General features: G+C 69.9%; 24 protein-coding genes. 12 read left to right on the forward strand and 12 right to left on the reverse strand.

Annotated elements, in window-relative coordinates:
- Nucleotides 1-47: 47 nt before the first annotated feature.
- The 3 genes from WA762_RS01980 to WA762_RS01990 all read right to left on the reverse strand — a co-directional run bounded on the left by WA762_RS01980 (nt 48) and on the right by WA762_RS01990 (nt 3,303).
- A complete protein-coding gene (locus WA762_RS01980) occupies nt 48-1,328 on the reverse strand; it encodes an MFS transporter (RefSeq protein WP_335932313.1) in 1,281 nt (426 codons plus the stop codon).
- Between the two features lie 123 nt (nt 1,329-1,451).
- Nucleotides 1,452-2,534, reverse strand: coding sequence for an inositol-3-phosphate synthase (locus tag WA762_RS01985; RefSeq protein WP_335932315.1), 1,083 nt, complete (start codon nt 2,532-2,534; stop codon nt 1,452-1,454).
- Between the two features lie 61 nt (nt 2,535-2,595).
- Nucleotides 2,596-3,303 (reverse strand): PadR family transcriptional regulator, encoded by a 708-nt coding sequence (locus WA762_RS01990; protein ID WP_335932317.1) that lies wholly within the window; start codon nt 3,301-3,303, stop codon nt 2,596-2,598.
- Between the two features lie 420 nt (nt 3,304-3,723).
- Between WA762_RS01990 and WA762_RS01995 the strand changes: the two genes are divergently transcribed.
- Together WA762_RS01995 and WA762_RS02000 are read left to right on the forward strand one after the other, a co-directional pair.
- Complete coding sequence (locus WA762_RS01995) at nt 3,724-6,447, forward strand: transglycosylase domain-containing protein (RefSeq protein WP_335932320.1); 2,724 nt, start codon at nt 3,724-3,726, stop codon at nt 6,445-6,447.
- A 101-nt stretch (nt 6,448-6,548) separates the two neighbouring features.
- Nucleotides 6,549-8,042 (forward strand): glycosyltransferase family 87 protein, encoded by a 1,494-nt coding sequence (locus WA762_RS02000; protein WP_335932322.1) that lies wholly within the window; start codon nt 6,549-6,551, stop codon nt 8,040-8,042.
- An 89-nt stretch (nt 8,043-8,131) separates the two neighbouring features.
- Here the strand turns inward: WA762_RS02000 and WA762_RS02005 are convergent, their stop codons facing one another.
- The 3 genes from WA762_RS02005 to WA762_RS02015 form a co-directional block, all read right to left on the reverse strand.
- Nucleotides 8,132-9,163 carry an alanine racemase gene (locus WA762_RS02005; RefSeq protein ID WP_335932324.1) on the reverse strand — a complete coding sequence of 344 codons (1,032 nt, stop codon included), beginning with the start codon at nt 9,161-9,163 and terminating at the stop codon, nt 8,132-8,134.
- A 165-nt stretch (nt 9,164-9,328) separates the two neighbouring features.
- Nucleotides 9,329-10,447 carry a lipid II:glycine glycyltransferase FemX gene (locus tag WA762_RS02010; protein ID WP_335932326.1) on the reverse strand — a complete coding sequence of 373 codons (1,119 nt, stop codon included), beginning with the start codon at nt 10,445-10,447 and terminating at the stop codon, nt 9,329-9,331.
- A gap of 212 nt (nt 10,448-10,659) precedes the next feature.
- A complete protein-coding gene (locus WA762_RS02015; protein WP_335932328.1) occupies nt 10,660-10,974 on the reverse strand; it encodes a hypothetical protein in 315 nt (104 codons plus the stop codon).
- A 272-nt stretch (nt 10,975-11,246) separates the two neighbouring features.
- Between WA762_RS02015 and rpsF the strand changes: the two genes are divergently transcribed.
- The 4 genes from rpsF (at nt 11,247) to rplI (ending at nt 12,939) form a co-directional block, all read left to right on the forward strand.
- Nucleotides 11,247-11,537, forward strand: coding sequence for a 30S ribosomal protein S6 (gene rpsF / locus WA762_RS02020; protein WP_015609864.1), 291 nt, complete (start codon nt 11,247-11,249; stop codon nt 11,535-11,537).
- A gap of 73 nt (nt 11,538-11,610) precedes the next feature.
- Nucleotides 11,611-12,195: a single-stranded DNA-binding protein gene (locus tag WA762_RS02025; RefSeq protein ID WP_335932338.1), complete on the forward strand. Its 585-nt coding sequence runs from the start codon at nt 11,611-11,613 to the stop codon at nt 12,193-12,195.
- A 42-nt stretch (nt 12,196-12,237) separates the two neighbouring features.
- A complete protein-coding gene (gene rpsR / locus WA762_RS02030) occupies nt 12,238-12,474 on the forward strand; it encodes a 30S ribosomal protein S18 (RefSeq protein ID WP_003967857.1) in 237 nt (78 codons plus the stop codon).
- Nucleotides 12,475-12,492: 18 nt separating this feature from the next.
- On the forward strand, nt 12,493-12,939 hold the full coding sequence (gene rplI / locus WA762_RS02035) for a 50S ribosomal protein L9 (protein ID WP_335932374.1): 447 nt from the start codon (nt 12,493-12,495) through the stop codon (nt 12,937-12,939).
- Between the two features lie 170 nt (nt 12,940-13,109).
- On the opposite strand, the gene WA762_RS02040 is transcribed toward rplI, so the two are convergent.
- Nucleotides 13,110-14,447, reverse strand: a complete 1,338-nt coding sequence (locus WA762_RS02040; RefSeq protein WP_335932376.1) for an MATE family efflux transporter — start codon at nt 14,445-14,447, stop codon at nt 13,110-13,112.
- 459 nt (nt 14,448-14,906) lie between these two features.
- Between WA762_RS02040 and dnaB the strand changes: the two genes are divergently transcribed.
- Nucleotides 14,907-16,379, forward strand: a complete 1,473-nt coding sequence (gene dnaB / locus WA762_RS02045) for a replicative DNA helicase (RefSeq protein ID WP_443080492.1) — start codon at nt 14,907-14,909, stop codon at nt 16,377-16,379.
- Between the two features lie 212 nt (nt 16,380-16,591).
- Here dnaB and WA762_RS02050 read toward each other — a convergent pair whose 3' ends face one another.
- Nucleotides 16,592-17,485, reverse strand: coding sequence for an NADP-dependent oxidoreductase (locus tag WA762_RS02050; protein WP_335932378.1), 894 nt, complete (start codon nt 17,483-17,485; stop codon nt 16,592-16,594).
- A 70-nt stretch (nt 17,486-17,555) separates the two neighbouring features.
- On the opposite strand from WA762_RS02050, the gene WA762_RS02055 reads away from it, so the two are divergent.
- Together WA762_RS02055 and WA762_RS02060 are read left to right on the forward strand one after the other, a co-directional pair.
- Nucleotides 17,556-18,179, forward strand: a complete 624-nt coding sequence (locus WA762_RS02055; RefSeq protein ID WP_335932380.1) for a TetR/AcrR family transcriptional regulator — start codon at nt 17,556-17,558, stop codon at nt 18,177-18,179.
- A 172-nt stretch (nt 18,180-18,351) separates the two neighbouring features.
- A complete protein-coding gene (locus WA762_RS02060; protein ID WP_335932382.1) occupies nt 18,352-18,972 on the forward strand; it encodes a hypothetical protein in 621 nt (206 codons plus the stop codon).
- Nucleotides 18,973-19,214: 242 nt separating this feature from the next.
- Here WA762_RS02060 and WA762_RS02065 read toward each other — a convergent pair whose 3' ends face one another.
- Complete coding sequence (locus tag WA762_RS02065) at nt 19,215-19,433, reverse strand: hypothetical protein (protein ID WP_335932384.1); 219 nt, start codon at nt 19,431-19,433, stop codon at nt 19,215-19,217.
- A 169-nt stretch (nt 19,434-19,602) separates the two neighbouring features.
- Here WA762_RS02065 and WA762_RS02070 point away from each other — a divergent pair, with 169 nt between their 5' ends.
- Complete coding sequence (locus WA762_RS02070) at nt 19,603-20,985, forward strand: serine hydrolase domain-containing protein (protein ID WP_335932386.1); 1,383 nt, start codon at nt 19,603-19,605, stop codon at nt 20,983-20,985.
- 127 nt (nt 20,986-21,112) lie between these two features.
- Here WA762_RS02070 and WA762_RS02075 read toward each other — a convergent pair whose 3' ends face one another.
- Complete coding sequence (locus WA762_RS02075) at nt 21,113-21,565, reverse strand: GNAT family N-acetyltransferase (protein WP_335932680.1); 453 nt, start codon at nt 21,563-21,565, stop codon at nt 21,113-21,115.
- A gap of 222 nt (nt 21,566-21,787) precedes the next feature.
- On the opposite strand from WA762_RS02075, the gene WA762_RS02080 reads away from it, so the two are divergent.
- Nucleotides 21,788-22,033, forward strand: coding sequence for a hypothetical protein (locus WA762_RS02080; protein ID WP_443080493.1), 246 nt, complete (start codon nt 21,788-21,790; stop codon nt 22,031-22,033).
- 36 nt (nt 22,034-22,069) lie between these two features.
- Here the strand turns inward: WA762_RS02080 and WA762_RS02085 are convergent, their stop codons facing one another.
- Nucleotides 22,070-22,939: a GNAT family N-acetyltransferase gene (locus WA762_RS02085; RefSeq protein WP_335932388.1), complete on the reverse strand. Its 870-nt coding sequence runs from the start codon at nt 22,937-22,939 to the stop codon at nt 22,070-22,072.
- Nucleotides 22,940-23,399: 460 nt separating this feature from the next.
- Between WA762_RS02085 and WA762_RS02090 the strand changes: the two genes are divergently transcribed.
- Nucleotides 23,400-24,635 (forward strand): globin domain-containing protein, encoded by a 1,236-nt coding sequence (locus WA762_RS02090; protein ID WP_443080501.1) that lies wholly within the window; start codon nt 23,400-23,402, stop codon nt 24,633-24,635.
- 174 nt (nt 24,636-24,809) lie between these two features.
- Here the strand turns inward: WA762_RS02090 and WA762_RS02095 are convergent, their stop codons facing one another.
- Nucleotides 24,810-25,289, reverse strand: coding sequence for an NUDIX hydrolase (locus WA762_RS02095; RefSeq protein WP_335932392.1), 480 nt, complete (start codon nt 25,287-25,289; stop codon nt 24,810-24,812).
- Nucleotides 25,290-25,377: the final 88 nt, after the last annotated feature.

The raw sequence follows: 25,377 nt of genomic DNA on the forward strand, positions 1-25,377 counted from the left end.
CCTCGACTGCTCCTGGGCCCCCAGCCGGCCACCGGGCGCCCCCGCCGCTACGAGGCGGACCGGAGAGCGCCGTCGGCGCGGTTCCAGCGCAGCAGGAGCGCGGCGACGACGCCGTACAGGACGGCCACCCCGATCACCACGGGGGCCGACCGTCCGTCGGCGGGCAGGAGCAGGGCGGAGACCCCGGCGGCGGCCACGAAGGCCACATTGAACAGGACGTCGTAGAGGGAGAAGACCCGCCCGCGGAAGTCGTCGTCCACCGAGGTCTGCACCACCGTGTCCGTGGCGATCTTCGACCCCTGGGTCACCAGCCCGAGGACGAACGCGGCGACGAGCATCGGGACGGGCGCGAACCACAGCGCCAGGGCGGGTTCGAGGACCGCGGCGGCCGCCGCGCAGACCGCCATCCAGTGGAACCGGCCGAGCCGCCCCACCGCCCAGGGCGTCAGCACCGCAGCGGCGAAGAAGCCCGCGCCGGAGACCCCCACCGCCAGCCCGAGGAGGGCCAGCCCCTCGGAGTCGCTGCCGGACCAGGCGTAGCGGCACAGCATCAGCACCATCACGGTCAGCGCGCCGTAGCAGAAGCGGACCACGGTCATGGCTGCCAGCGCCCGGGCGGCGTGCCGCCGCTCCCGCAGATGCCGCAGCCCTTCGACGAGCCCGCGCGCGGTGATGGTCAGCGCCGCTGCCAGCCGGACCCGCGGCCCGTCCCGCTCCGGCCCGAGGAGGCGAGTGGCCAGCGTCAGCGAGGCCAGGGCCGAAGCGAGGTAGAGCGCGGCGCCCAGCAGCACCACCGCCGCGTCGGATTCGGAGATCACCAGCCGCACGACGAAGGCGAGGCCGCCGCCGGCGGTGGCCGCGAGCGTTCCCGCGGTCGGGGAGATCGAGTTGGCCAGTACCAGCCGCCTGGAGTCGACCACGCGCGGCAGCGCGGCCGAGAGCCCGGCCAGGACGAAGCGGTTGACCGCGGTGACGCACAGCGCGGAGGCGTAGAAGAGCCAGTCCGGGGCCGAGCCGAGGATCAGCAGGGCGGTGCAGCAGGCGAGCGCGGCGCGCAGCAGATTGCCGTACAGAAAGACCTGGCGGCGCGACCAGCGGTCCAGCAGCACGCCGGCGAACGGGCCGACGAGCGAGTACGGCAGCAACAGGACGGCCATGGCCGAGGCGATGGCGGCTGCCGATGCCTGGTTCTCCGGGGAGAAGACGACATAGGACGCCAGCGCGACCTGGTAGACGCCGTCGGCCGACTGGGAGAGGAGCCGGACGGCGAGCAGACGACGGAAGTTCCGAAGGCGCAGCAGCACGCGCAGATCACCGACGACAGGCATGCGATCAAGGGTCACATACGTTGAGGGTCCCCGGGCGGAATGCCCGGGGACCCTCAACGATGCGGAACGGGAGGGACGTTGCCGTGCCTCACCGGCCGCGTCGACGCTCCGTGTGCGGTCGCGTCAGCGCTCGACCTCGCCCTGGATGAACTTCTCGACGTTCTCGCGGGCCTCGTCGTCGAAGTACTGGACCGGCGGGGACTTCATGAAGTAGGAGGACGCCGAGAGGATCGGGCCGCCGATGCCGCGGTCCTTGGCGATCTTCGCGGCGCGGAGCGCGTCGATGATGACGCCGGCGGAGTTCGGGGAGTCCCAGACCTCGAGCTTGTACTCGAGGTTCAGCGGAACGTCGCCGAAGGCGCGGCCCTCGAGGCGCACGTACGCCCACTTGCGGTCGTCCAGCCAGGCCACGTAGTCCGACGGGCCGATGTGGACGTTGTTCTCGCCCAGCTCGCGGTCACGGATCTGCGAGGTGACGGCCTGCGTCTTGGAGATCTTCTTGGACTCCAGGCGCTCGCGCTCCAGCATGTTCTTGAAGTCCATGTTGCCGCCGACGTTCAGCTGCATCGTGCGGTCCAGGATGACGCCCCGGTCCTCGAAGAGCTTCGCCATCACGCGGTGCGTGATGGTGGCGCCGACCTGGGACTTGATGTCGTCGCCGACGATCGGGACACCGGCCTCGGTGAACTTGTCCGCCCACTCCTTGGTGCCGGCGATGAAGACCGGGAGGGCGTTGACGAACGCGACCTTGGCGTCGATGGCGCACTGGGCGTAGAACTTCGCGGCGTCCTCGGAGCCGACCGGCAGGTAGCAGACGAGAACGTCGACCTCGCGGTCCTTGAGGATCTGGACGACGTCGACCGGCTCCTCGGACGACTCCTCGATGGTCTGGCGGTAGTACTTGCCCAGGCCGTCGAGGGTGTGGCCGCGCTGGACGCTGACGCCGGTGCTGGGCACGTCGCAGATCTTGATGGTGTTGTTCTCGCTGGCGCCGATGGCGTCCGCGAGGTCGAGGCCGACCTTCTTCGCGTCGACGTCGAAGGCGGCGACGAACTCGACGTCCCGCACGTGGTAGTCGCCGAACTGGACGTGCATCAGACCGGGCACCTTGCCGGCCGGGTCGGCGTCCTTGTAGTACTCGACGCCCTGGACCAGCGAGGCGGCGCAGTTGCCCACGCCGACGATGGCTACGCGAACCGAACCCATTCCGGTTGCTCCCTGTGTGTAATGGATGTTCCCGATGAGGCCCCGCAGATCTGCGGAGACCTCACTGTGAGGTGTCGTCGGACGGATCCGGCGGGGTGTCACCCCGGCGCCGGGGCAGGCCGTCCGTCTCTCCCGCGGTGTCCTGCTGAGCTTCGCCCCCGGGCGAGGATCGTCGCTGATCCCGTCCCGACCGCTCGCTCTCGATGAGCTCGTTCAGCCAGCGCACTTCGCGCTCCACGGACTCCATGCCGTGCCGCTGCAGCTCAAGTGTGTAGTCGTCGAGGCGCTCGCGCGTGCGGGCCAGAGAGGCCCGCATCTTCTCCAGGCGCTCCTCCAGCCGGCTGCGCCGGCCTTCCAGCACCCGCATCCGCACCTCGCGCTCCGTCTGCCCGAAGAAGGCGAACCGGGCCGCGAAGTGCTCGTCCTCCCAGGAGTCGGGGCCGGTGTGCGAGAGGAGCTCCTCGAAGTGCTCCTTGCCCTCCGCCGTGAGGCGGTAGACGATCTTGGCCCGGCGCCCGGCCAGTGACGAGGCGGGGGCGACCGGACGTCCGACCGCGGGCGGGAGGTCGGCCGGGGCTCCCCCCGGCTCCTCGGCCAGCCAGCCGTTGGCGACCAGCGTCTTGAGGCAGGGGTACAGAGTCCCGTAGCTGAAGGCGCGGAAGATCCCCAGCGAGGTGTTGAGCCGCTTGCGCAGCTCGTACCCGTGCATCGGGGACTCACGGAGCAGACCGAGGACGGCGAATTCGAGGATGCCGGAGCGTCTGCTCACCTGCGCCTCCTCCTTCGCCTTCGTCTTCCCGGATGCTCTCGCGGAGCTCCGTGCCGGGCTGATGTACCAAGCTGCCGGGCCGATGTACCAAGCTGATGTATCGAATCGATACATCATGACGATAGATCGGCCGCCGCGTCGCGACAAGGGCGGCCATCGTGAACGGCGTCACATCATGAATTCGCAGGCACCGACTTGCGTTGTTTGAGGTGAAGTTCAGTCCTAGGAGGGTTTTGACCGTGCGTAGTCTGTGCGGCATGCAGACCACCGGTGACCGTGAGACGCCCGCGCGCGTCAGCCCATATGGCGTAGCCGGGCGCATGGCGGAGGGGCCCGGCACCGGGCCCCTCCGCGATTCGGGGGACCGGATCTCAACTGCCGCATCCAGGCGCTCCCGCCTGCCCTAGGAGTAGTCGTTCCATGAGCGAGCACCGTCGCAAAACGCCGCAACCGCAGGGTGGCGGGCGTGCAGCGGCCAGACGAGCCGCCCAGCAGTCCTCCGGACGCCGAGCCGCCCCGTCACGCGGAGTAACGTCCGATTCACCTTCCGGTTCGCACGGCGGGGACAGCCCGTACGGCGGCCGCGCCGCGGCCAGGAGAGCCGCGCAACGAGGCGGCGGGGGCCGCGGGGGAGGAGGCCGTCGTCGCGGCGGCGCGGCCGACGGGCACGAGGAGGGTCCGGGGCGGGGCCGCGGCCGGGCCGCTCAGCGCCCGGCGAAGAAGCGGTTCATCGACTACCCGCGCGCCGGGAAGTCGGGGGCGCGCCGCTGGGTGCCCTCGTGGAAGCTGATGTCCGGCCTGTGCATCGGCTTCCTGGGTCTGCTCATGGGCTGCGCCGGCCTCGCCTACGCGATGGTCGGCCTGCCGAGTGTGAAGGACGCGGCGAAGGCGCAGAACAACGTCTACTTCTGGGACGACGGCACCCAGATGGTCGCCACCGGCGGCGAGGTCAACCGTCAGGAGATCGGCTACGAGCAGATCCCCGACGCCATGCGGAACGCGGTCATCTCGGCCGAGAACAAGAGCTTCGACGACGACTGGGGCATCGACCCCAAGGGCATGTTCCGGGCCCTGTTCAAGATGGCCACCGGCGGTGAGGTCCAGGGCGGTTCGACCATCACCCAGCAGTACGTGAAGAACTCCCGCCTGTCCCAGGAACAGACCTTGAGCCGGAAGCTGGAGGAGCTCTTCATCACGATCAAGGTCACCAACCAGATGGACAAGAGGGACATCATCACCGACTACCTCAACGTCTCGTACTACGGGCGTGGGGCATCGGGGATCCAGGCGGCGGCCCGAACGTACTTCGACAAGGACGCCACCGACCTCGACACGAGCGAGTGCGCGTTCCTCGCCACGCTGCTCAAGGGCGCGACCTACTTCGACCCCGCGGGCGCCCCCGAGATCGACCCCAAGCTGGCGACCAAGGAGCAGAACACCGAACGCGCGGTGAAGCGCTGGAAGTGGATCCTCGACGAGGAGGTCAAGGACGGCCGTCTCTCGGCGGCGGAGCGCGCCAAGATCACCAAGTTCCCCGATCTCCAGCCGCTGAAGAAGAACGCCCAGCTGGGCGGTCAGGTCGGTTACCTGGTCGACCTGTCCAAGAACTACTTCCTCAACAACAACGACAAGGGCATCACGGGCGACATGCTCGCCCAGGGCGGGTACGAGATCCACACGACCTTCAACAAGAAGAAGGTCGAGCAGCTCGAAGCGGCCGTCAAGAAGGTCTACGACGACAAGATCGATCCGAAGGAACGCCCCAAGACGGACACCCACGTTCAGTTCGGCGGCGGCTCGGTGGACCCGAAGACCGGCGCCATCAAGGCCATCTACGGCGGCGAGGACGCCACCAAGCACTTCACCAACAACGCCGACCCCACGGGCGCCCAGGTCGGTTCGACCTTCAAGCCGTTCGTGCTGGCGGCGGCGATGGAGTACGGCAAACGCGACCCCTCGCTCGGCCCGGACCAGGACGCCTCGCAGCGTCAGAAGGTCTCCCCGCTGAGCATCTACAACGCCGACGACAACCTCAAGGTCAAGAAGTACAACGGTGAGATCTGGACCAACGAGGAGGGCAAGCAGTGGCTGCAGGCCAACGACGGCCATGAGTCGAAGGGCGACATCACCCTGCGCGAGGCGATGCAGTGGTCCGCCAACACCCCGTACGTGCAGCTCGGCATGGACGTCGGCACCGACAAGGTGAAGGACGTCGCCATCGCCGCGGGGCTCAAGGACGACACCAACATGGCGGATTGGCACGTTCCGTCGTTCTCCATCGGGACGTCCTCGCCCAGCGCGATCCGCATGGCCGGCGCGTACGCGACCTTCGCCGCCAGCGGCCAGCAGCGCGAGCCGTTCTCGGTCAGCGAGGTGAAGCACCGGGGCGAGACCATCTTCCGGCACAAGGACGTCACCAAGAGGGCCTTCGACGCCGCGATCGCCGACAACGTCACCGACGTCCTGAAGAACGTCGTCGAGAAGGGGACCGGTACCCCCGCGCAGCTTCCCGGCCGTGATGTGGCGGGCAAGACGGGTACGACGGACGAGAACAAGTCGGCCTGGTTCGTCGGGTACACCCCGCAGCTGTCGACGGCCATCAGCATGTACCGGCTGGACGACGACGAGAAGAACAAGGACCGCAAGTTCGAAAAGATGTACGGCACGGGTGGTGAGAAGACCATCCACGGCGCCTCGTTCCCGGCCCAGATCTGGCACGACTACATGGCGGAAGCGCTGCGCGGCCAGCCGGCGCTGTCCTTCCCGGAGCCGGGTCCGATCGGTGAGAAGGTCTACGGCGGCGGCGCGCACAGCCCGACGCCGACGCCGACCATGGAGGAGACGCCGACGAAGTCGGAGGAGTCGCCGTCGCAGTCGAAGACGCCGGAAGCGCCCCCGCCGGGGCCCGACCCCACCGAAACCTGCAGCGCCTGGGACTGGAACTGCCAGAACGAGAACGGCGGGCCGGGCGGCGGTCCCGGCGGCGGGCCGGGCGGCGGTCCCGGCGGCGGTCCCGGCGGAGACCCGGGCGGTCCCGGCAACAGCCAGTCGCCCGGGCAGCCACCGGGCGGCGGCGACGGCAACGGAAACGGCAATGGAAACGGCAACGGAGGGCCGGGCGGGATCTTCAATCCGGGAGGATGACCCGGTTCGAGCCGCCGGACCGGCTCATGAGGGCCGCTCGCACCGCCTCGGCGCGAGCGGCCCTCGTCGCTTTCCCGGCCCCGTACGGCAGGATGTGCGGCATGCCAAGCGCAGAAGACACGAGCGTGGACCAGGAACGGCCCGTCGTCCGGCCCACGCACCGGGACGAGACCGCCGCGGTCGGCAGCGAGCTGCTCGGCGGGCCGTCGGGGCGCTGGTCACGGCTCGGCGGCACGGCGCTCACGCCCGTGGGCGCCGTGGCGCTGGTGGCCCTCGGCATGTTCGCGCTGGGCATGGTGCAGAAGCTGCCCTGCTACAACTGGGCCTGGTTCAGAGGCGCCGGATCGCAGTACACGCACGCCTGCTACTCGGACATCCCGCACCTCTTCGTCGCCCGGGGCTTCTCCGACGGCCTGGCGCCGTACTTCGACCGGCTGCCCGGCGACATGCAGTACCTGGAGTACCCCGTGCTGACGGGGGTGTTCATGCAGATCGCGTCCTGGCTGACGCCCGGCGGCCCGCTGCAGCACCGAGAGCAGATGTACTGGATGGTCAACGCGGGCATGCTCATGGTCTGCGCCGCGATCATCGCCGTCTGCGTGGCGCGCACGCACCGGCGCCGTCCCTGGGACGGGCTGCTGGTCGCCCTGGCCCCGGCCTTCGCGCTCACCGCGACGATCAACTGGGACCTGCTGGCCGTGGCGCTGACGGCCGCGGCGATGCTCATGTGGTCCCGGGGGCGGACGGTGGCGTTCGGCGTCCTCATCGGGCTCGCCACGGCCGCCAAGCTCTACCCCGTGCTGCTGCTCGGACCGGTCTTCGTGCTGTGCTGGCGGGCGGGCAAGTGGCGCGCGTTCGTCTCGGCGACGCTGGGGGCGGCGGTCTCCTGGCTGGTGGTGAACCTGCCGGTGATGATCCTCGCCCCCGAGGGATGGAAGCGGTTCTACGCGTTCAGTGAGGAACGGGGCGTCGACTTCGGCTCCTTCTGGCTGATCATCACCCAGCGCACCGGCCGGCCGATCGAGGTCACGACCGTCAACACCGTCTCGACCCTGCTGACGATCGCGCTGTGCGCGGCGATCGGCGTGCTGACGCTGACGGCGCCGCGCCGGCCGCGCTTCGCCCAGCTCGCCTTCCTCGTCGTCGCCGTGTTCATCCTGGTCAACAAGGTGTACTCGCCGCAGTACGTGCTGTGGCTGATCCCGCTCGCCGCCCTGGCCCGGCCCCGCTGGCGCGACTTCCTGATCTGGCAGGCGTGCGAGGTCCTGTACTTCCTGGGCATCTGGATGTACCTCGCGTACACGACGAGCGGGGACAAGCACCAGGGACTCCCCACGGAGGGCTACCAGCTGGCGATCGCCCTGCACCTGCTGGGCACGCTCTACCTCTGCGCCGTCGTCGTGCGGGACGTCCTCAGGCCGGAACGGGACGTCGTGCGGCACGACGGGTCGGACGATCCGTCCGGCGGGGTGCTCGACGGCGCCGGGGACGCGTTCGTCCGCGGCCCCGCCGCGCGTCCCCGGCGGCACCGCCCCGTCGCCGCCGGAGAACCGTGGACGGAGCGGGACGCGCCGCTGGAACGGGCCGCGGGCTGACACACGGAACGAGGGTCCTTCCGGGAATGTCCGGAAGGACCCTCGCTGCTGTGGCCCCGTTCCCGGCCGGCCGGGAACGGCGGCTCGGACTACTGGTCGACGAGCCGGTCGAACTGCGTGGTCGTGTGGCGCAGATGGGCCACCAGCTCGTCGCCGACCTTCGGCTCCTGCGCGTCCGCGGGCACGAACAGGATCGACACCTGCATGTGCGGCGGCTCCGCGAACCAGCGCTGCTTGCCCGCCCAGACGAAGGGGGACAGGTTGCGGTTGACCGTGGCCAGACCCGCCCGCGCGACGCCCTTGGCCCTCGGCATCACGCCGTGCAGGGCCTTCGGCGCCTCCAGGCCCACGCCGTGCGACGTGCCGCCCGCGACGACCACCAGCCAGCCGTCCGACGCGGCCTTCTGCTGGCGGTAGCCGAAGCGGTCGCCCTTGACGACGGGGGTGACGTCCAGGACGGCGCCCCGGTACTGCGTCGCCTCGTGGTCGCCCAGCCACAGCCGGGTGCCGATGCGGGCGCGGAAACGGGTCTGCGGGAACTGCTGCTGGAGCCGGCCCAGCTCCTCGGCGCGCAGATGGCTGACGAACATGGTGTGCAGCGGCAGCCGGGCCGCGCGCAGCCGGTCCATCCAGGCGATGACCTCCTCGACCGCGTCCGAGCCGTCCGTGCGGTCCAGCGGCAGGTGGAGGGCGAAGCCTTCGAGGCGCACGTCCTCGATGGCGGCGTGGAGCTGCCCGAGCTCCTCCTCCCTGACCCCGTGGCGCTTCATCGAGCTCATGCACTCGATGACCACCCGCGCGCCCACCAGGGCGTGCACCCCGTCCACGGAGGAGACGGAACGGACGACCCGGTCGGGCAGCGGAACCGGCTCCTCGCCCCGGCGGAACGGGGTCAGGACGAGCAGATCGCCGCTGAACCAGTCCTTGATGCGGGCCGCCTCATAGGTGGTGCCGACGGCGAGCATGTCGGCGCCGAGACGGATGGCCTCCTCGGCAAGCCGCTCGTGACCGAAGCCGTAGCCGTTGCCCTTGCAGACCGGGATGACGCCGGGGAACTGGTCGAGGACGGATTTGTGGTGCGCCCGCCAGCGCGCGGTGTCGACGTACAGGGAGAGCGCCATGGCCGGTCCGTGACCTTTCTGGTGGCTGCGGGATGTGGGAGGTGGTCTGCGGGACTCGTCGCGGCGCCGGACGCGCAACCCCTCAAAGGGGCTGCCGCGGCCCGAGCCGGTGCGACGTCCCCATTGAAACGAATGGAGCCGGTTCCGTCAGCGGGGCGGCGCGGATCAGCGCCGCGACATGTAGATGTCGAGAGCCTTGTGGAGCAGCTTGTTGAGCGGAAAGTCCCACTCGCCGAGGTATTCGGCCGCCTGCCCGCCGGTGCCCACCTTGAACTGGATCAGGCCGAAGAGGTGGTCGGTCTCGTCCAGCGAGTCGGAGATGCCGCGCAGGTCGTAGACGGTGGCCCCCATCGCGTACGCGTCGCGCAGCATCCGCCACTGCATGGCGTTCGAGGGCCGGACCTCGCGCTTGTGGTTGGCCGAGGCGCCGTACGAGTACCAGACGTGCCCGCCGACGATCAGCATGGTCGCCGCGGCGACGTTCTCGCCCTCGTGCCGGGCGAAGTAGAGCCGCATCCGGTTGGGGTCCTCGGTGTTGAGGGCCGTCCACATGCGCTGGAAGTAGCCCAGCGGACGGGGCCGGAAACGGTCGCGCTCGGCCGTGATCTCGTACAGCCGCTGCCACTCGCCGAGATCCGCGTAACCGCCCTGGACGACCTCGACGCCGGCCTTCTCGGCCTTCTTGATGTTGCGTCGCCACAGCTGGTTGAAGCCCTTGTGAACGTCCTCGAGGGACCGGTTCGCCAGCGGCACCTGGAAGACGTAGCGGGGCTGGACGTCGCCGAACCCGGCGCCGCCGTCCTCGCCCTGCTGCCAGCCCATCTTCCGCAGCCGGTCGGCGACCTCGAACGCGCGGGGCTCGATGTGCGTGGCTTCTATGTCGCGCAGCCGCTTCACGTCCGGGTCCTGGATGCCCGCCTTGATCGCGCCCGCGTCCCAGCGGCGGATGATGACCGGCGGGCCCATCTTCACGGAGAAGGCGCCCTGCTGCTTGAGGTGCGCCAGCATCGGCCGCAGCCAGTCGTCCAGATTCGGCGCGTACCAGTTGATGACCGGGCCCTCGGGCAGATAGGCGAGGTAGCGCTTGATCTTGGGAAGCTGCCGGTAGAGGACCAGCCCGACGCCGACGAGCTCCCCGTTGCGGTCGAACCACCCCAGGCTCTCCGAACGCCACTCGGCCTTCACGTCCGCCCATGCCGGGACCTGCATGTGACTCGCGGCAGGCAGGCTCTGGATGTACGCCAGATGCTGCTCGCGGCTGATGGTCCTCAGGGTCAGGCTCATGCGGGGCGCTCCTCGGCAGGTGTGTCCCCATCGGTCAGGGGTCCGGCTCTCGCGCCGAAAGCCTACTGCGAGCGGGGAGCGCCCCGTCTGGCCGCATACGGGCCCGGACGGTCCGTACCGGCCACGGGCCCGGACGGAACCCGTTTCCGGTACGGATCGGCCGGGCCCGTACTCGTTCGCCGTGCCTCCGTGCCGTGTCTTCTCGCCGCGTCTCAGCCCACCACGCCGCCGAAGAGGCCGCCGTGTGCCATGCCCAGGAAGAATCCGATGGCGGACGCGCCCAGGCCGATGAACAGCGGGAACCTCTCGCGGGTGGTCGCCGAGATGTACAGCCCGTACGCGGCGGTGAGGATCCCGACGAGACCCGCCCACGAGCTGACCAGATGCAGGTTGTGGAACATCGCGGTCACGAAGGCGAGCGCCCCCAGGACCAGTGCCGCCCCCACCAGGACCTGCTGGAGCGGGTGGGGCCTGCCGTCGGTGGCGAGAAGGGAGACGGGAGGACGGGGTCGTATTGCCTGCGCCATGGAGGACCTCCTGGCCGAAAGGCGGCGCCTTGTGGCACCGCTCACACCCGATGTGTACAGATTGCGTCTCCTGAGCCACGGATTTCAACCGGAAGCCGGTGTGCGGGTAGTCTGTACCGTCTGCACCGGTGTCTGCCCAGGTCGGCACGGAAGCCCCCGCCCGGCGGAGGCTTCGAGGCGGCCGTCCTGTTCGAAGACGCCGATGCCACGCATCACGACCCTCCTGCCACGGAACGACCGTGGCCGCTGAGTCCAAAGGAGGTGGGTTCCACATGCGTCACTACGAGGTGATGGTCATCCTCGACCCCGATCTCGAGGAGCGCGCTGTCTCCCCGCTGATCGAGAACTTCCTCTCCGTCGTCCGCGAGGGCAACGGAAAGGTCGAGAAGGTCGACACCTGGGGCCGTCGTCGTCTCGCTTACGAGATCAAGAAGAAGCCCGAGGGCATCTACTCGGTCATCGACCTGCAGGCCGAGCCTGCGGTCGTCAAGGAGCTCGACCGCCAGATGAACCTGAACGAGTCGGTCCTCCGGACCAAGGTCCTCCGTCCCGAGATCCACTGAGCTTTCCGCTCAGCGGTCATCGGGTCCGAGTAGCAGCAAGCAGCCAGAAGCAATCCCGCCGAGAGGTTCACCCATGGCAGGCGAGACCGTCATCACGGTCGTCGGCAATCTCGTCGACGACCCCGAGCTGCGCTTCACCCCGTCCGGTGCGGCGGTCGCGAAGTTCCGTGTCGCGTCCACTCCCCGCATCTTCGACCGGCAGACCAACGAGTGGAAGGACGGCGAAGGCCTGTTCCTCACCTGCTCGGTCTGGCGGCAGGCGGCGGAGAACGTCGCCGAGTCGCTCCAGCGAGGCATGCGCGTCGTCGTGCAGGGCCGGTTGAAGCAGCGGTCGTACGAGGACCGTGAGGGCATCAAGCGCACGGTCTACGAGCTGGACGTCGAGGAAGTCGGCCCCAGCCTCAAGAACGCCACGGCCAAGGTCACCAAGACCACCGGCCGCGGTGGCCAGGGTGGATACGGCGGCGGTCAGCAGGGCGGCGGAGGCGGCTGGGGCGGCGGTCCCGGCGGTGGCCAGCAGGGTGGCGGCGGCGCTCCCGCCGACGACCCGTGGGCCACGGGCGCGCCGTCCGGCGGCCAGCAGCAGGGCGGCGGAGGCGGCTGGGGCGGAAGCTCCGGCGGCTCCGGCGGCGGCTACTCGGACGAGCCTCCCTTCTAGGGAAGCCCGACCCCCACTTCTTGATCACACAGGAGAAACACCATGGCGAAGCCGCCTGTGCGCAAGCCTAAGAAGAAGGTCTGCGCGTTCTGCAAGGACAAGACCCAGTACGTGGACTACAAGGACACGAACATGCTGCGGAAGTTCATTTCCGACCGCGGCAAGATTCGCGCCCGCCGCGTGACCGGCAACTGCACGCAGCACCAGCGTGACGTCGCCACGGCCGTGAAGAACAGCCGTGAGATGGCGCTGCTGCCCTACACGTCCACCGCGCGATAAGGGAAGGGTGACCGATTCATGAAGATCATCCTGACCCACGAGGTCTCCGGCCTCGGTGCTGCGGGCGACGTCGTCGACGTCAAGGACGGGTACGCCCGTAACTACCTGGTTCCGCGTGGCTTCGCCATCCGCTGGACCAAGGGTGGCGAGAAGGACGTGGCGCAGATCCGCCGCGCCCGCAAGATCCACGAGATCGCCACGATCGAGCAGGCCAACGAGGTCAAGGCCAAGCTCGAGGGTGTGAAGGTCCGTCTGGCCGTTCGCTCCGGCGAGGCCGGCCGTCTCTTCGGTTCGGTGACCCCGGCCGACATCGCCTCGGCGATCAAGGCCGCCGGTGGCCCCGACGTCGACAAGCGTCGCGTCGAGCTCGGTTCGCCGATCAAGACGCTCGGCGGGCACCAGGTGTCCGTGCGTCTCCACCCCGAGGTCGCCGCGCAGCTCGGTATCGAGGTTGTCGCCGCCTGACCAGGGCGTAGCTCGGCAGAGCACAGAGGGGCCGCACCCGGTGGGTGCGGCCCCTCGCTCGTTCTCGCGCGGGGCGCCGGACAGGCGTGTGCCGATGAGTGCCGTTTGTCGCCCGTCGCCGTTTCACGTGAAACATGGTGTTTCACGTGAAACGGGACGCCGGTGACAGCTCAGCGGGTGGCACCGGTGACGATCCATCTGCCCGAGCGGGTGCGGAGCCAGAGCGTCACCAGGCGGACGGCCATCATCAACGTCATCGCCCACCACAACGCGGTCAGACCGCCATCGAGCGCCGGTACCAGCAGGGCGACCGGGGCGAAGACGGTCAGCGTGACGATCATGGCGCAGGCAAGATAGCGCCCGTCCCCGGCTCCCATCAGCACGCCGTCCAGGACGAAGACCACGCCGGCGATCGGCTGGGACAGCGCCACCACCAGCAGGGCCGGGAAAAGGGTGTCCTGAACGGACTGGTCGCCGGTGAACAGCGGCACGAACAGCGGCCGCGCGAGCACGATCAGCGCTCCGAGCACGAGCCCGGAGACGATGCCCCACTGCACCATCCGGCGGCACGCCTGACGTGCGCCCTCGGCGTCGCCGGCTCCCAGATAGCGGCCGATGATGGCCTGTCCCGCGATGGCGATGGCGTCGAGCGCGAACGCCATCAGGTTCCAGAGCGAGAGGATGACTTGGTGCGCGGCGATCTCGGTGTCACCGAGGCGTGCGGCGACGGCCGTGGCGATCATCAGCACCGCGCGGAGTGACAGCGTACGGACCAGCAGCGGAACGCCCGCCTGGGCGCTTGCCCTGATTCCGGCCGCGTCGGGGCGGAGCGAGGCCCCGTACCGGCGTGCCCCGCGTACCACGACGACCAGATAGGCGGCGGCCATGGAGACCTGTGCGATGACGGTTCCCCAGGCCGATCCGGCGATTCCGAGCCCGGCGCCGTAGACGAGCCCGACGTTGAGGGCCGCGTTGGCCGTGAAACCGCCGAGGGCGACCCGGAGCGGGGTCCGGGTGTCCTGCATCCCGCGCAGAACACCGGTCGCGGCCATCACCACGAGCATCGCCGGGATGCCGATGCTGGAGATCCGGAGATAGGTGATGGCGTAGGGCGCGGCCGTTTCGGAGGCCCCGAGGGCGTGCACGATCACGGGCGCTGCGGGCAGCACGACGGCGATGACGCATATGCCGAGCAGGAGGCCCAGCCAGATGCCGTCCATGCCCTGCCGGATCGCGGAGGCCCGGTCGCCGGCTCCGACGCGTCGGGCCACCGCCGCCGTGGTGGCGTAGGCGAGAAAGACGAAGATGCTGACGGCGGTGGTCAGGAGGGCCGCCGCCACGGCCAGGCCGGCCAGTTGGGCCGTTCCGAGATGGCCGACGATGGCGCTGTCGACCATCACGAAGAGCGGTTCGGCGACGAGCGCGCCGAAGGCGGGTACGGCGAGTGAGATGATCTCGCGGTCGTGTCGTCGACGACTGGAGGGGGACGCTGCCGGGGCCTGGGGCATGACGGTCAATCTAGTCGTCCACAGGTAAGGGATGCAACGAACTGTGATCCCTTACATGCGCGAGGAATCCCTGTTCTTTTCTGTGCGGTCCGTAGTGATCTTGTGTAGACCGGGAAAGTTTTTCTCTCCCACAGCCGGTGGACGGAGTATTCGCAGGTCAGAGCCATGATCGAGGGCCGGCTATGAGTTTGTCCACAGTGCTGTCCCCCGTTCCGTGCACAGGTTCTGCGGGGTTCTCCACAGCATCCGGTCGATCATCCACATGCCCTGTGGATAACCAGATTGGCTGACGGTGCCGAGCGGCCTACCGTGGTCCGGCGCCCGCTCCCTGTCACGGCCTTGGAACCCCGTGGAACCCGACGCGCCGGAACCGGAGTCGGGCGTCTTGTTTGTCGGTGCCGTGCCGTAAGAAAGAGTGGCACGGCTAGGTCCGCGGAGCGGACGGGAGGAGGCGGCCCGGTGACCATTCCCGAGCCCTTGGACTGGGCCGACACCGGTCCCGGCGACCGTCTGCCCGTGTCCCGCCAGCGTCGTGGGGGCGGCCGGGACCGCGCCGACCAGCGCGAGGACGGCATGGGCGGGGACGGCTGGGAGGGGGGCTCCTCCGGGTTCGAGCGGGTTCCGCCCCAGGACCTCGACGCCGAGCAGTCCGTGCTGGGCGGCATGCTCCTGTCCAAGGACGCCATCGCGGACGTCGTGGAGATCATCAAGGGGCACGACTTCTACCGCCCCGCCCACGAGACCGTCTATCAGGCGATCCTCGACCTCTACGCCAAGGGCGAGCCGGCCGACCCGATCACGGTGGCCGCAGAGCTGGTCAAGCGCGGCGAGATCACCAAGGTCGGCGGGGCCCCGTATCTGCACACGCTCGTCCAGTCCGTGCCGACGGCGGCCAACGCCTCGTACTACGCGGAGATCGTCCATGAGAGGGCCGTCCTGCGACGGCTCGTCGAGGCCGGGACGAAGATCACGCAGATGGGATACGCCGCCGACGGCGACGTCGACGACATCGTGAACTCGGCGCAGGCCGAGATCTACGCCGTCACGGAGCAGCGCACCAGCGAGGACTACCTGCCGCTGGGCGACATCATGGAGGGCGCGCTCGACGAGATCGAGGCGATCGGTTCGCGCAGCGGCGAGATGACCGGGGTGCCGACCGGCTTCACCGACCTGGACGCCCTGACGAACGGCCTGCACCCGGGACAGATGATCGTCATCGCGGCCCGTCCCGCGATGGGAAAGTCGACTCTGGCGCTGGACTTCGCACGAGCATGTTCGATCAAAAGCAATATGCCCAGCGTGATCTTCTCGCTCGAAATGGGGCGCAACGAGATCGCCATGCGACTGCTCTCGGCCGAGGCGCGGGTGGCGCTGCACCACATGCGTTCCGGCACCATGACCGACGACGACTGGACGCGGCTGGCCCGGCGGATGCCGGACGTCTCGGCGGCCCCTCTCTACATCGACGACTCCCCGAACCTCTCCATGATGGAGATCCGCGCGAAGTGCCGTCGGCTCAAGCAGCGCAACGACCTCAAGCTGGTGGTCATCGACTATCTGCAGCTGATGCAGTCCGGCGCCTCGAAGCGGGCCGAGAGCCGGCAGCAGGAGGTCTCGGACATGTCCCGGAATCTCAAGCTGCTGGCGAAGGAACTCCAGCTCCCGGTCATCGCGCTCTCCCAGCTGAACCGCGGCCCCGAGCAGCGCACGGACAAGAAGCCGATGGTGTCCGACCTGCGTGAGTCCGGATCCATCGAGCAGGACGCCGACATGGTGATCCTGCTGCACCGCGAGGACGCCTACGAGAAGGAGTCCCCCCGCGCGGGCGAGGCCGACCTGATCGTGGCCAAGCACCGTAACGGTCCGACGGCGACGATCACCGTGGCCTTCCAGGGGCACTACTCACGGTTCGTGGACATGGCGCAGACCTGACGCGGCTGTCTGCGGGTTCTCGATCCTCGTGTCGGAATCTCCCGGTCGATGCCGGACGGTCGACGTCGGATCCATGTCGGATCCGACGTCGACCGGGAGATTCGCAGGTCGGCGGTGGGGCTCCTTGTATGTCGCACACCTGCCGAGTGGGCCGGGCGAAGTCGCTGCGAGCAATCCGGCTCGCCGGGCCGTGTGACTGCGCCGGAAGCGGCTCAGATGACCAGGACTCGTCGTCCGCGCGTGTGGCCGGCGTGGCTGTCGATGTGGGCCGCCGCGGCCTCGGCGAGCGTGTACGACTGCTCGACCGGGATGCGGAGCGCGCCCTGCGAGATGAGGTCGGCGGCCACGGCGAGCGCGTCCGGCATGCTCCCGGCCACGCCGGAGAACCGGACGCCGAACTCCGGCGCACCGAGATCGGCGATGGAGATCACCTTCTGCGGGTCCCCGGCCAGTTCGACGAGCTCACGGATCACGCCCGAGCCGGCCAGGTCGAGGGCCGCGTCGACACGGCCGATCTGCCGCACCCGCTCGACCCAGCCCTTGCCGTACGTCGTGGCAACGGCGCCCAGGCTGCGCAGGTAGTCCTGGTTCGCCGCCCCGGCGATGCCGATCACGGCGATGCCGTTGTGGCGGGCGATCTGCAGCGCCGCTGATCCGACTCCGCCGGACGCGCCGCTGACCAGTAGCGTCTGTCCGGGCCGCACCCCGACCTCGCGGATGACGCGCAGCGCGGTCTCCACCACGGACGGGTACCCGGCCGCCTCTTCGAACGTCAGCCCCTCGGGCATGTGGGCCCAGGCCGACAGCACGGCGAACTCGGCATACGTGCTCGCCCCTTCGCCGAAGACGTGGTCGCCGACCGCGACCCCTTCGACGCCCTCGCCTACCTCGTCCACCACCCCGGCGGCGTCCAGACCGACTCCGGCGGGCAGCTCGGTCGGATGGGCCCCGAGAATCTGGCCTTCGCGGATCCTCCAGTCGACGGGGTTCACGCCCGCCGCCCGCACGGTGATGCGTATCCGGCCGCGGCCCGCGTGGGGCTCCTCGGCGTCTATGAGTTGCAGAACGTCCGGACCGCCGAACTCGGCGAAGCTCACTTTCTTCATGCGGTCGACCGTAGCACTAACAGTTAGTGTTTCGTAACAGTTACGATTTTGAATCTGGTAGCGTGAGGGGATGACCGTGCCGACGACCGGACGCCGTGAGCGCAAGAAGGCCGCGACCCGCCAGAGAATCGCTGACACCGCCTTGCGGCTCTTCCTGGAGCGCGGATACGACGCGGTGGGCATCCGTGACGTGGCCGCCGAGGCCGACGTGGCCGTCACCACGCTCTTCTCCCACTTCGCCTCGAAAGAGGCCCTGGTGTTCGAGCGGGACGACGACTTCGAGCGACGCCTCACGCAGGCGGTCACCGATCGAGCACCGAACGAGCCGCTCATCCCCGCGCTCCGCCGCGAGATCCACGCCCTGGTGCGACACTGCGCGGCCGACGGCGTCGCCCCGATCCGGCGCATGATTGACGAGTCGCCGGCCCTGCGGGGGTACGAGGAGTCGATGAGGCTGCGCTACGCGGAGTCGTTGGCAACGGCCCTCGTCGCCCTCCCTGACCTGCCACAGAGCACGACGGCGTGCCGGACGATCGCGAGGTTCGTGAGCGACGCCTTCTCACTGGCCCGCGAAGCGGCAGACCCGCAGGCCGCGGTGGACGAGATCTTCCGGATGATCGAGGCGGCCTGGGAAGTCACCGGCCCGTCCGCGAGCGGTCGCCGGGGCCCCGACGGGCCGCGGCCGCCGGCGTGAGACGGCGTCGCCTGCCCTGGTGATGGACGACGTTGCCGTCGCCGCAGCAGGCGACGACGAACTGGCCGAACTCGTAGTCGGCCTATGGCGCGGTGGCGCCGGCCACGAGCGGCGAGGCCGCTGACGCAGCCGTCCTGTGAATCCGGTTGACGGCAGAGGGACAATCTCTGGCATGGGGACGGACATCAGTGGTTTCGTCGAGTGCCGGGCATGGCGGCTTCACGAGGGTGGCGAAGACACGGTCTGGCGAGCCGCCATCGATCTCTTCCTTCTCAACACCACCAGGAACTACGACGCGTTCGGCTGCCTGTTCGGGGTCCGCAATTACGCCAACTTCCGTCCTCTGGCAGAGGAGCGAGGGCTGCCGCCGGACGCGTCGGACGCTGTTCGGACAGAGCTGGCGCGGCGGTCGGACCAGGTCTTCGGCACCACATGGATCACATGGGCTGAGCTGAAGACGACGGACTGGACCGAGATGGCGGAGGCCGCTGACAGCCGGCTTCATCAGTACCGGCAGACGGCCGACGGGCTCGAGTTCGTGGGCAAGTTCGCCTGGTCCCGGCGGTTCGCCGAAGCCATCGGCGTTCTCGAACGAGTGCCGGGTCAGGCGCAGGCGTGGCCCGAGGGCGGCGAGTGGCGCATCGGCGACAGCATCTACCGGTCCGAGAGGATCAGCCGCCGCGATGCCGTTCAGGACGACGGGGAGTGGAAGCCGGTCTGGACGGTCATGGAGGCGCTCGCCTCACAACACGGAGACGACAACGTCCGACTCGTGGTCTGGTTCGACAACTGACCTGGGGGAGTCCCGGTTCCCGGTGGACGAGAACGCGATGGGCCCGGGGGATGTCGTCGCGGGGGCCACGGGCACCTCGTCGACGTCGTCCGCGGCTGTACTGACGGGCTGCGGCGCCGACGACGGCGGCCGGCCGAAGGCGCGTCCGGGAGCAAGGCCGCGGAGCCGCGACAGGAGAGCGGGGCGGCGAGATCAGCCACGAGTCACCCTCGAGGTGCTCGGCTCAGCACTTCGCAGGTCTACTACAACCTCGACGCCAACAAGATGGAGAACGTCACGCTGCCCTGGAAGAAGACATCGACCATCACCCTGACGACCGACGCGGAGAAGAAGGCGGGCCTTTCGGTGTCCATCGTCCCCGGTTCCGTGCCCGGCTCCGACGGCATGCTCCAGCCCGCGGCCTGCGTCATCACCGTCGACGGGAAGAAGGTCGCCGACAACCAGGGCGGCAAGTCGGACAAGATGTGCGAGTACGCGGTGAAGCGAGGCCCGCGAGGCTGCCCCGCGTCCGTTCGCGGCCGCGTTCGGCCGCCGGACGCGCGGCGATACGAGAGGGCCGGTGGGAAGGTGGGCGGGCGCGTCGTTGAAACGCATTCGCCAGGCTTTCGCCTCCGGGGGTAGTTGTTGAGCATGACCTCTTCATCCGATCAGTTGCTTCCCAGTACGCAGCGTGCGCTGCTGCACCGCATCGCCGTCGCGCAGTCCGAGGGCCGGAGCCCCTCGCTGGTGGCCGCGGTCCAGCGGCAGGGGCGAACCGTCTGGAACGGTGCCCGCAGCGGCCTGGACGGTCACGCGCCCGGTGCGGAAACGCAGTTCAGGATCGGCTCGATCACCAAGACGTTCACGGCAGTGCTGGTTCTGCGACTCCGGGACGAGGGGCTGCTGGACCTGGACGACCCGCTGGAGAAGCACCTGCCCGGCACCGGCGTCGGCACGGTGACCGTGTACCAGCTCCTGGGCCACAGCGCGGGGCTGGGCGCCGAGTCGCCCGCGCCCTGGTGGGAGCGGACCCCCGGAACGGTGCGTCCCGAACTGGCCGACGTGCTCGGCGAGCGCACGGAGCTGCATCCGCCGGGGCACCGCCACCACTACTCGAACCCCGGCTACACGCTGCTGGGCTCCCTGGTGGAGCAGGTACGCGGAGTGAGCTGGGGGGAGGCGCTTCGGCGCGAGATCCTGGAGCCGCTGGCCATGCGTCGTACGGGACTTCGGCCCACGGCGCCGCACGCGGACGGCTGGGCCGTGCACCCCTGGGCGGACGCCATGCTGCCCGAACCGGCCGAGGACCTCGGACTCATGGCCCCGGCCGGCCAGCTCTGGTCCACGACCGAGGACCTTCTCCGGTTCGCCGCCTTCCTGGCCGAGGGGGACGACCGGGTGCTGTGCGCCGCCTCCGTGGAGGAGATGCGCACTCCCTCCTCGCCGACCCAGCCCGGCGACTGGGGCTCCGCCTACGGTCTGGGGCTGCAGATCGAGCGGGTGGACGGCCGTACGCTCTTCGGGCACACGGGCTCACTGCCCGGCTTCCTCGCGGCCCTGTGGATCAGCGTCGACGACGATGTGGCCGCCGTCGCCCTGACCAACACCACGTCGGGACCGCTGATCGGTGGCACCGCCGCCGATCTCGTCAAGATCGTCGCCGAGGCCGAGCCCCGTATCCCGGAGCCCTGGCGCCCGCTGCCCGAGGTGGATCCCGAGCTTCTCGCGCTGACCGGCCCCTGGTACTGGGGCGTACGGGCGCACGCCCTGCGGCTGACCCCGGATGGCGGACTCGACCTCCGGCCGCTGCGAGGCGATGGGCGGGGCGCTCGTTTCAGCGCGCGGCCGGACGGTACGTGGATCGGGCACGACGGCTACTACGCGGGGGAGATCCTGCGGGTCGTCCGGAACGACGACGGCAGCGTGAACCACCTCGATCTGGGCTCGTTCGTCTTCACGCGGGAGCCGTACGAGCCTGCGGCGGCCGTTCCGGGCGGTGTGGACGAGGGCGGCTGGCGCGGACTCGGAGCCTGACCGCCACACTTCGTGCCCCCTGGGGCCGTGTTTCACGTGAAACGGGGCGTCCCGGGCCTGAAAACGGGCCCGGGCCCGCCGGACCCTGGTCCGTGATCAACGGCTAGGGCCGGACCCTGGCCCGGGATCAGAGCGCGAGTTTGAAGCCCACGTGGCTGGCGGCGAAGCCGAGCCGCTCGTAGAAGCGGTGGGCGTCGGTGCGGGACGCATCGGACGTCAGCTGGACCAGCCGGCAGCTCTGACGCCTGGACTCCTCCACGGCCCACTCGATCATCCGGGTCCCCAGCCCGCTTCCGCGCTCGTCGGCGTGGACGCGGACGCCCTCGATCACCGAGCGGGTCGCGCCTCGTCGGGAGAGCCCCGGGATCACCGTGAGTTGCAGGGTCCCGACGACGCGGTTCTCGCGGACGGCGACCATCAGGTGCTGGTTCGGATCGTCCGCCAGCCGCAGGAACGCGGCGTGGTAGGGGGTCAGGTCGTCCGGCGATTCACGCCGGGCGCCCAGGGAGTCGTCGGCGAGCAGGGCCACGATCGCCGGAACATCGGCGGGGGCGGCGGGGCGTATGTCCAGGTCGTCCAGCGTGTTCATGGCCGACAGGCTACGCAGATCGACCGAACGGCGCGGGGATTCGGACCGAACCGCAGGTGTATGTCGCCGGCGCGCGCACGGTGATCCGCTCGGCGCGCGGCCTCGTCCGGGCCGTGCGGTGAGCGCCGGTCGCAGGGCCGGCGCCGGGTCTTCAGCTGCTCGACGGCCCTGACGAGCGGGGGCGGTTCGGGGTTCTTCGCGGCTTCGTCGAGTGTGGTGCGCAGCGCCGGCATCGGCGCCTTCAACCTCGGCGACGCGCTGCCGGCCGGGCTCGGCGGTCTCGTCATCGCGGCCGGGATCGGCTGCACCGCGCCCGACCGGGCCGGTGCCGCGCCGGCCGCCTCCGCGTCGGCCCTGGCGGTGGACTCCGGTGCCCTGGAACGCCGTACGGCCGGCCGGGGCCGGCCGGTCGCCCGGCACAGCGCCGAATCCATCACGGAACTCACGGCCCGACGCTGAGCCGGCCGGGGGCGGATGCGGAGGAAGAGCGGGGAATCAGCCCATCGCCACGGTCAGCGGGGCATAGCGGCGGGTCCAGTCGCCCGGCAGTTCCGAGACGCCGTACGCCATCACCGTGGTCCCGGAGACGGTCCGCAGACCGCACTTCCGCAGCCGGGCGAGCAGTTCCGTGTGGCGGGCGTCGATGTCCGCGCGCAACGGCAGCTCCGTCGCCTTTGCGAGGGAGGCGACCAGGGCCCCTGCGGTACGGCTGTCGGGCGCGATCAGCGGGCCGATCGCCTGGGCGCCGTCACTCGGCCAGGCCGCCGCGTAGCCCACGATCCTGCCGTCGGCCTCCGCGACCCGGAGATGATCGGCGTAGGCGGGCAGCCGGGCGAGGACATGTGTCCGGTCGCAGCCGAAGACATCCGCGTCGAGCCGGACGAGAGCGCGCAGGTCCTCTGCGGTGGCCGGGCGGATGTCCGCCGTGCACCCTTCGTCGCCCGTCGGTCGGAAGAGGCCGGCGAGCCGTTCGGTGTGACCCACGGCCTCGAAGCCGAGCTGTTCGTAGAGCGGACGCCCCGCGGGCGTCGCGTACAGGCTGAGGGGCGTCCGGCCCAGCCCGTCGATCACTTGGCGCATCAGATACCGGCCCAGCCCCTGCCGCGCATGGCGTCCGGCGACGAGCAGCATCCCGACGGCGGCCAGTCGCGGGCCGTAGGAGGTCACCACGCATGTGGCGATCAGACCTCCGCCGTCGGGGTCGTCGATGCCGTATCCGGTTCCCGCGGCGAGAAGCAGTCCCCAGCGATGCTCGTCGCGCGGCCAGCCGCGGTCCTCGCAGAGATCGGCGCAGGCGATCAGGTCGCCCGGGGTGAGCCGCCGGACGGGCGGGGCGGCGGGTGGACGAGACGGCGGGGTGGGCATGATGGCCAGGCTGTCCGACTGGGTGACGTCCCGTCCACTCCTTTACCCACGACGGCCGCACGGATCAGCGGTGAGGCGTGCCGGGTCGTTCCGCCGGACCTCTGGGGCCCCGATGCCCGGGGCCGGCGACGAGGTGTTCGCGGCGATCCGGCCGACCGAGTGGTTTCACGTGAAACACGGCACCCAGGACGGAACAGCCGGGCGTCCCCCGGTGGGAGCGAGCCGCGTACTAGCCTCGGCGTAGGACACGAGAGGGTCACGGCCCGTGCAAGGGTTCGTGGCCCGTGCAGGGGGCAAAGGAGCGTAACGGGACGGCTGATTCGGATTCGAAGACCCTCCGCCATGTGTCGGGTCCGTCGTACATGGCGGTCTGTGGTCACGGCATGGCACGTCGGCGGGGAAACGCGGGCGGTGACCGGCCGTCGAGCACAAGCAGGGCCCGGTCGGACCCGCAGGTCGTCTGCGGAACGTCCGGGTTCGAGGCGGACAGAGGACGCTCAAGGCGAGGCACAGTATGGATGCTCCGGCCACCAGGTGGACCGAGGACGACACGGACAGATCGCCCGACGCGATTCTGATCCACCGCACGCTGAACGAGGTGTCGCCCGTCGCGGACCAGGCGACCTCGTACTTCTACGCCCTGCTCTTCACTCGGCGTCCCGACCTGCGTTCCCTGTTCCCGGTCGCGATGGACATGCAGCGCGACCGCCTGTTTCGCGCAATCCTCGCCGCGGCCGACCGGATCGACGATCCCGACGCGCTGACCGAGCTTCTCGGCGAACTGGGCCGGGGCCATCGCAAATACGGCACGCTGGCCACGCACTACCCCGCGGTGGGCGAGGCGCTGCTCGGCGCGCTGAGCCGTTATGCGGCCGGTGTCTGGGACGCGGAGGCCGAGGCTGCGTGGGTGCGGGCCTACACCGCGATATCGCAGATCATGATCGACGCGGCCGCCGAGGCCGAGCAGTGGTCCCCGCCCTGGTGGCACGCCGAGGTCGTCTCGCACGAGCTGAGAACGCGTGACATAGCCGTCATCACCGTCCGCACCGATCAGCTCTACCCCTTCGTCGCGGGCCAGTACGCGGCGATGGAGACGCCCTGGTGGCCCCGGATCTGGCGGCACTACTCCTTCGCGTCGGCGCCCCGCCGCGACGGACTGCTCATCTTCCACATCAAGGCGGTTCCGGCCGGATGGGTCTCCAATGCCCTGGTGCACCGCGCCCGGCCCGGCGACATCGTGCGGCTGGGCCCGCCCACCGGTTCGATGACGGTCGATCACTCCACCCACAACGGCCTGCTCTGCCTGGGCGGAGGCACGGGCATAGCGCCGATCAAGGCGCTCGTCGAGGACGTCGCAGAGCACGGCGACCGACGCCCGGTGGAGGTCTTCTACGGGGCCCGCAGCGATCAGGACCTGTACGACATCGACACGATGCTGCGCCTCCAGAAGACCTTTCCCTGGCTCGCGGTACGTCCGGTGCTCTCCGTCGGCCGGTCGGAGCGGGAGGGCAGCATGCGGGGGCTGCTCTCGGAGGCCGTGCGCGAGTGCGGCCCGTGGCACGAGTACGACGCCTATCTCTCGGGCCCGCCCGGCATGATCCGCAGCAGTGTGGACGCGCTCAGAGGCATCGGCATGCCGGCCGAGCGCATCTGGCACGACTCCGTCGAGGACCTGGCCGCCATCGTTCCCGGCTGACGGCTGACGGCTGACGGCTGACGGCTGACGGCTGACGGCTGACGGCTGACGGCTGACGGCTGACGGCTGACGGCTGACGACTGGCGGCTGGCGGCTGACGGCGGCGGTCCCCGGCCGCCGCGGTTCCGGGCCCCGCGGCCCGGACATTCGGCCGCCCGGCCTCCCGATCCCGGGTCAGCCCAGGTCGGGCGCGTGCATCGCCCGCACGCCCTCGATGTTGCCGTCCAGGTAGTGGCGCAGCGACAGCGGCACGAGATGCACGGCCGCGATTCCCATCCGGCTGAACGGCACCCTGACGACCTCGTACTCCCCGGTGGGGGCGTCGACCTCGGGACCGTGGCGCCGGGACAGGTCCATCGACACCAGTCGGCAGACGAAGAAGTGCTGGACCTTGACGCCCTTCACGCCGCCGCCCTCGATGTGCTCGACGGTGTCGACGAAGCAGGGGACCACATCGGTGATCTCGGCGCCCAGTTCCTCGTCCATCTCGCGGTGCAGGGCGTCGACCACGGTGGCGTCCTCGGCCTCGACCCCGCCGCCCGGAGTGAGCCAGTACGGATCCACCCCGGGCTTGGTGCGCTTGATGAGGACGAGGTCGTCGCCGTCGAGCAGGATGGCGCGTGCGGTGCGCTTGACCACAGGACGTTCGGTCATGGCAAGAGCGTGGCCCAGGAAACCGGTTCTGAAACACCTGGGCGGCACCCGACGGCCTCCGACCGGCACGAACGGCGCCGGCGCGGCC

Origin of the sequence: Streptomyces tyrfis (assembly GCF_037034285.1) — a bacterium.
In the GTDB taxonomy this organism is placed as follows: domain Bacteria; phylum Actinomycetota; class Actinomycetes; order Streptomycetales; family Streptomycetaceae; genus Streptomyces.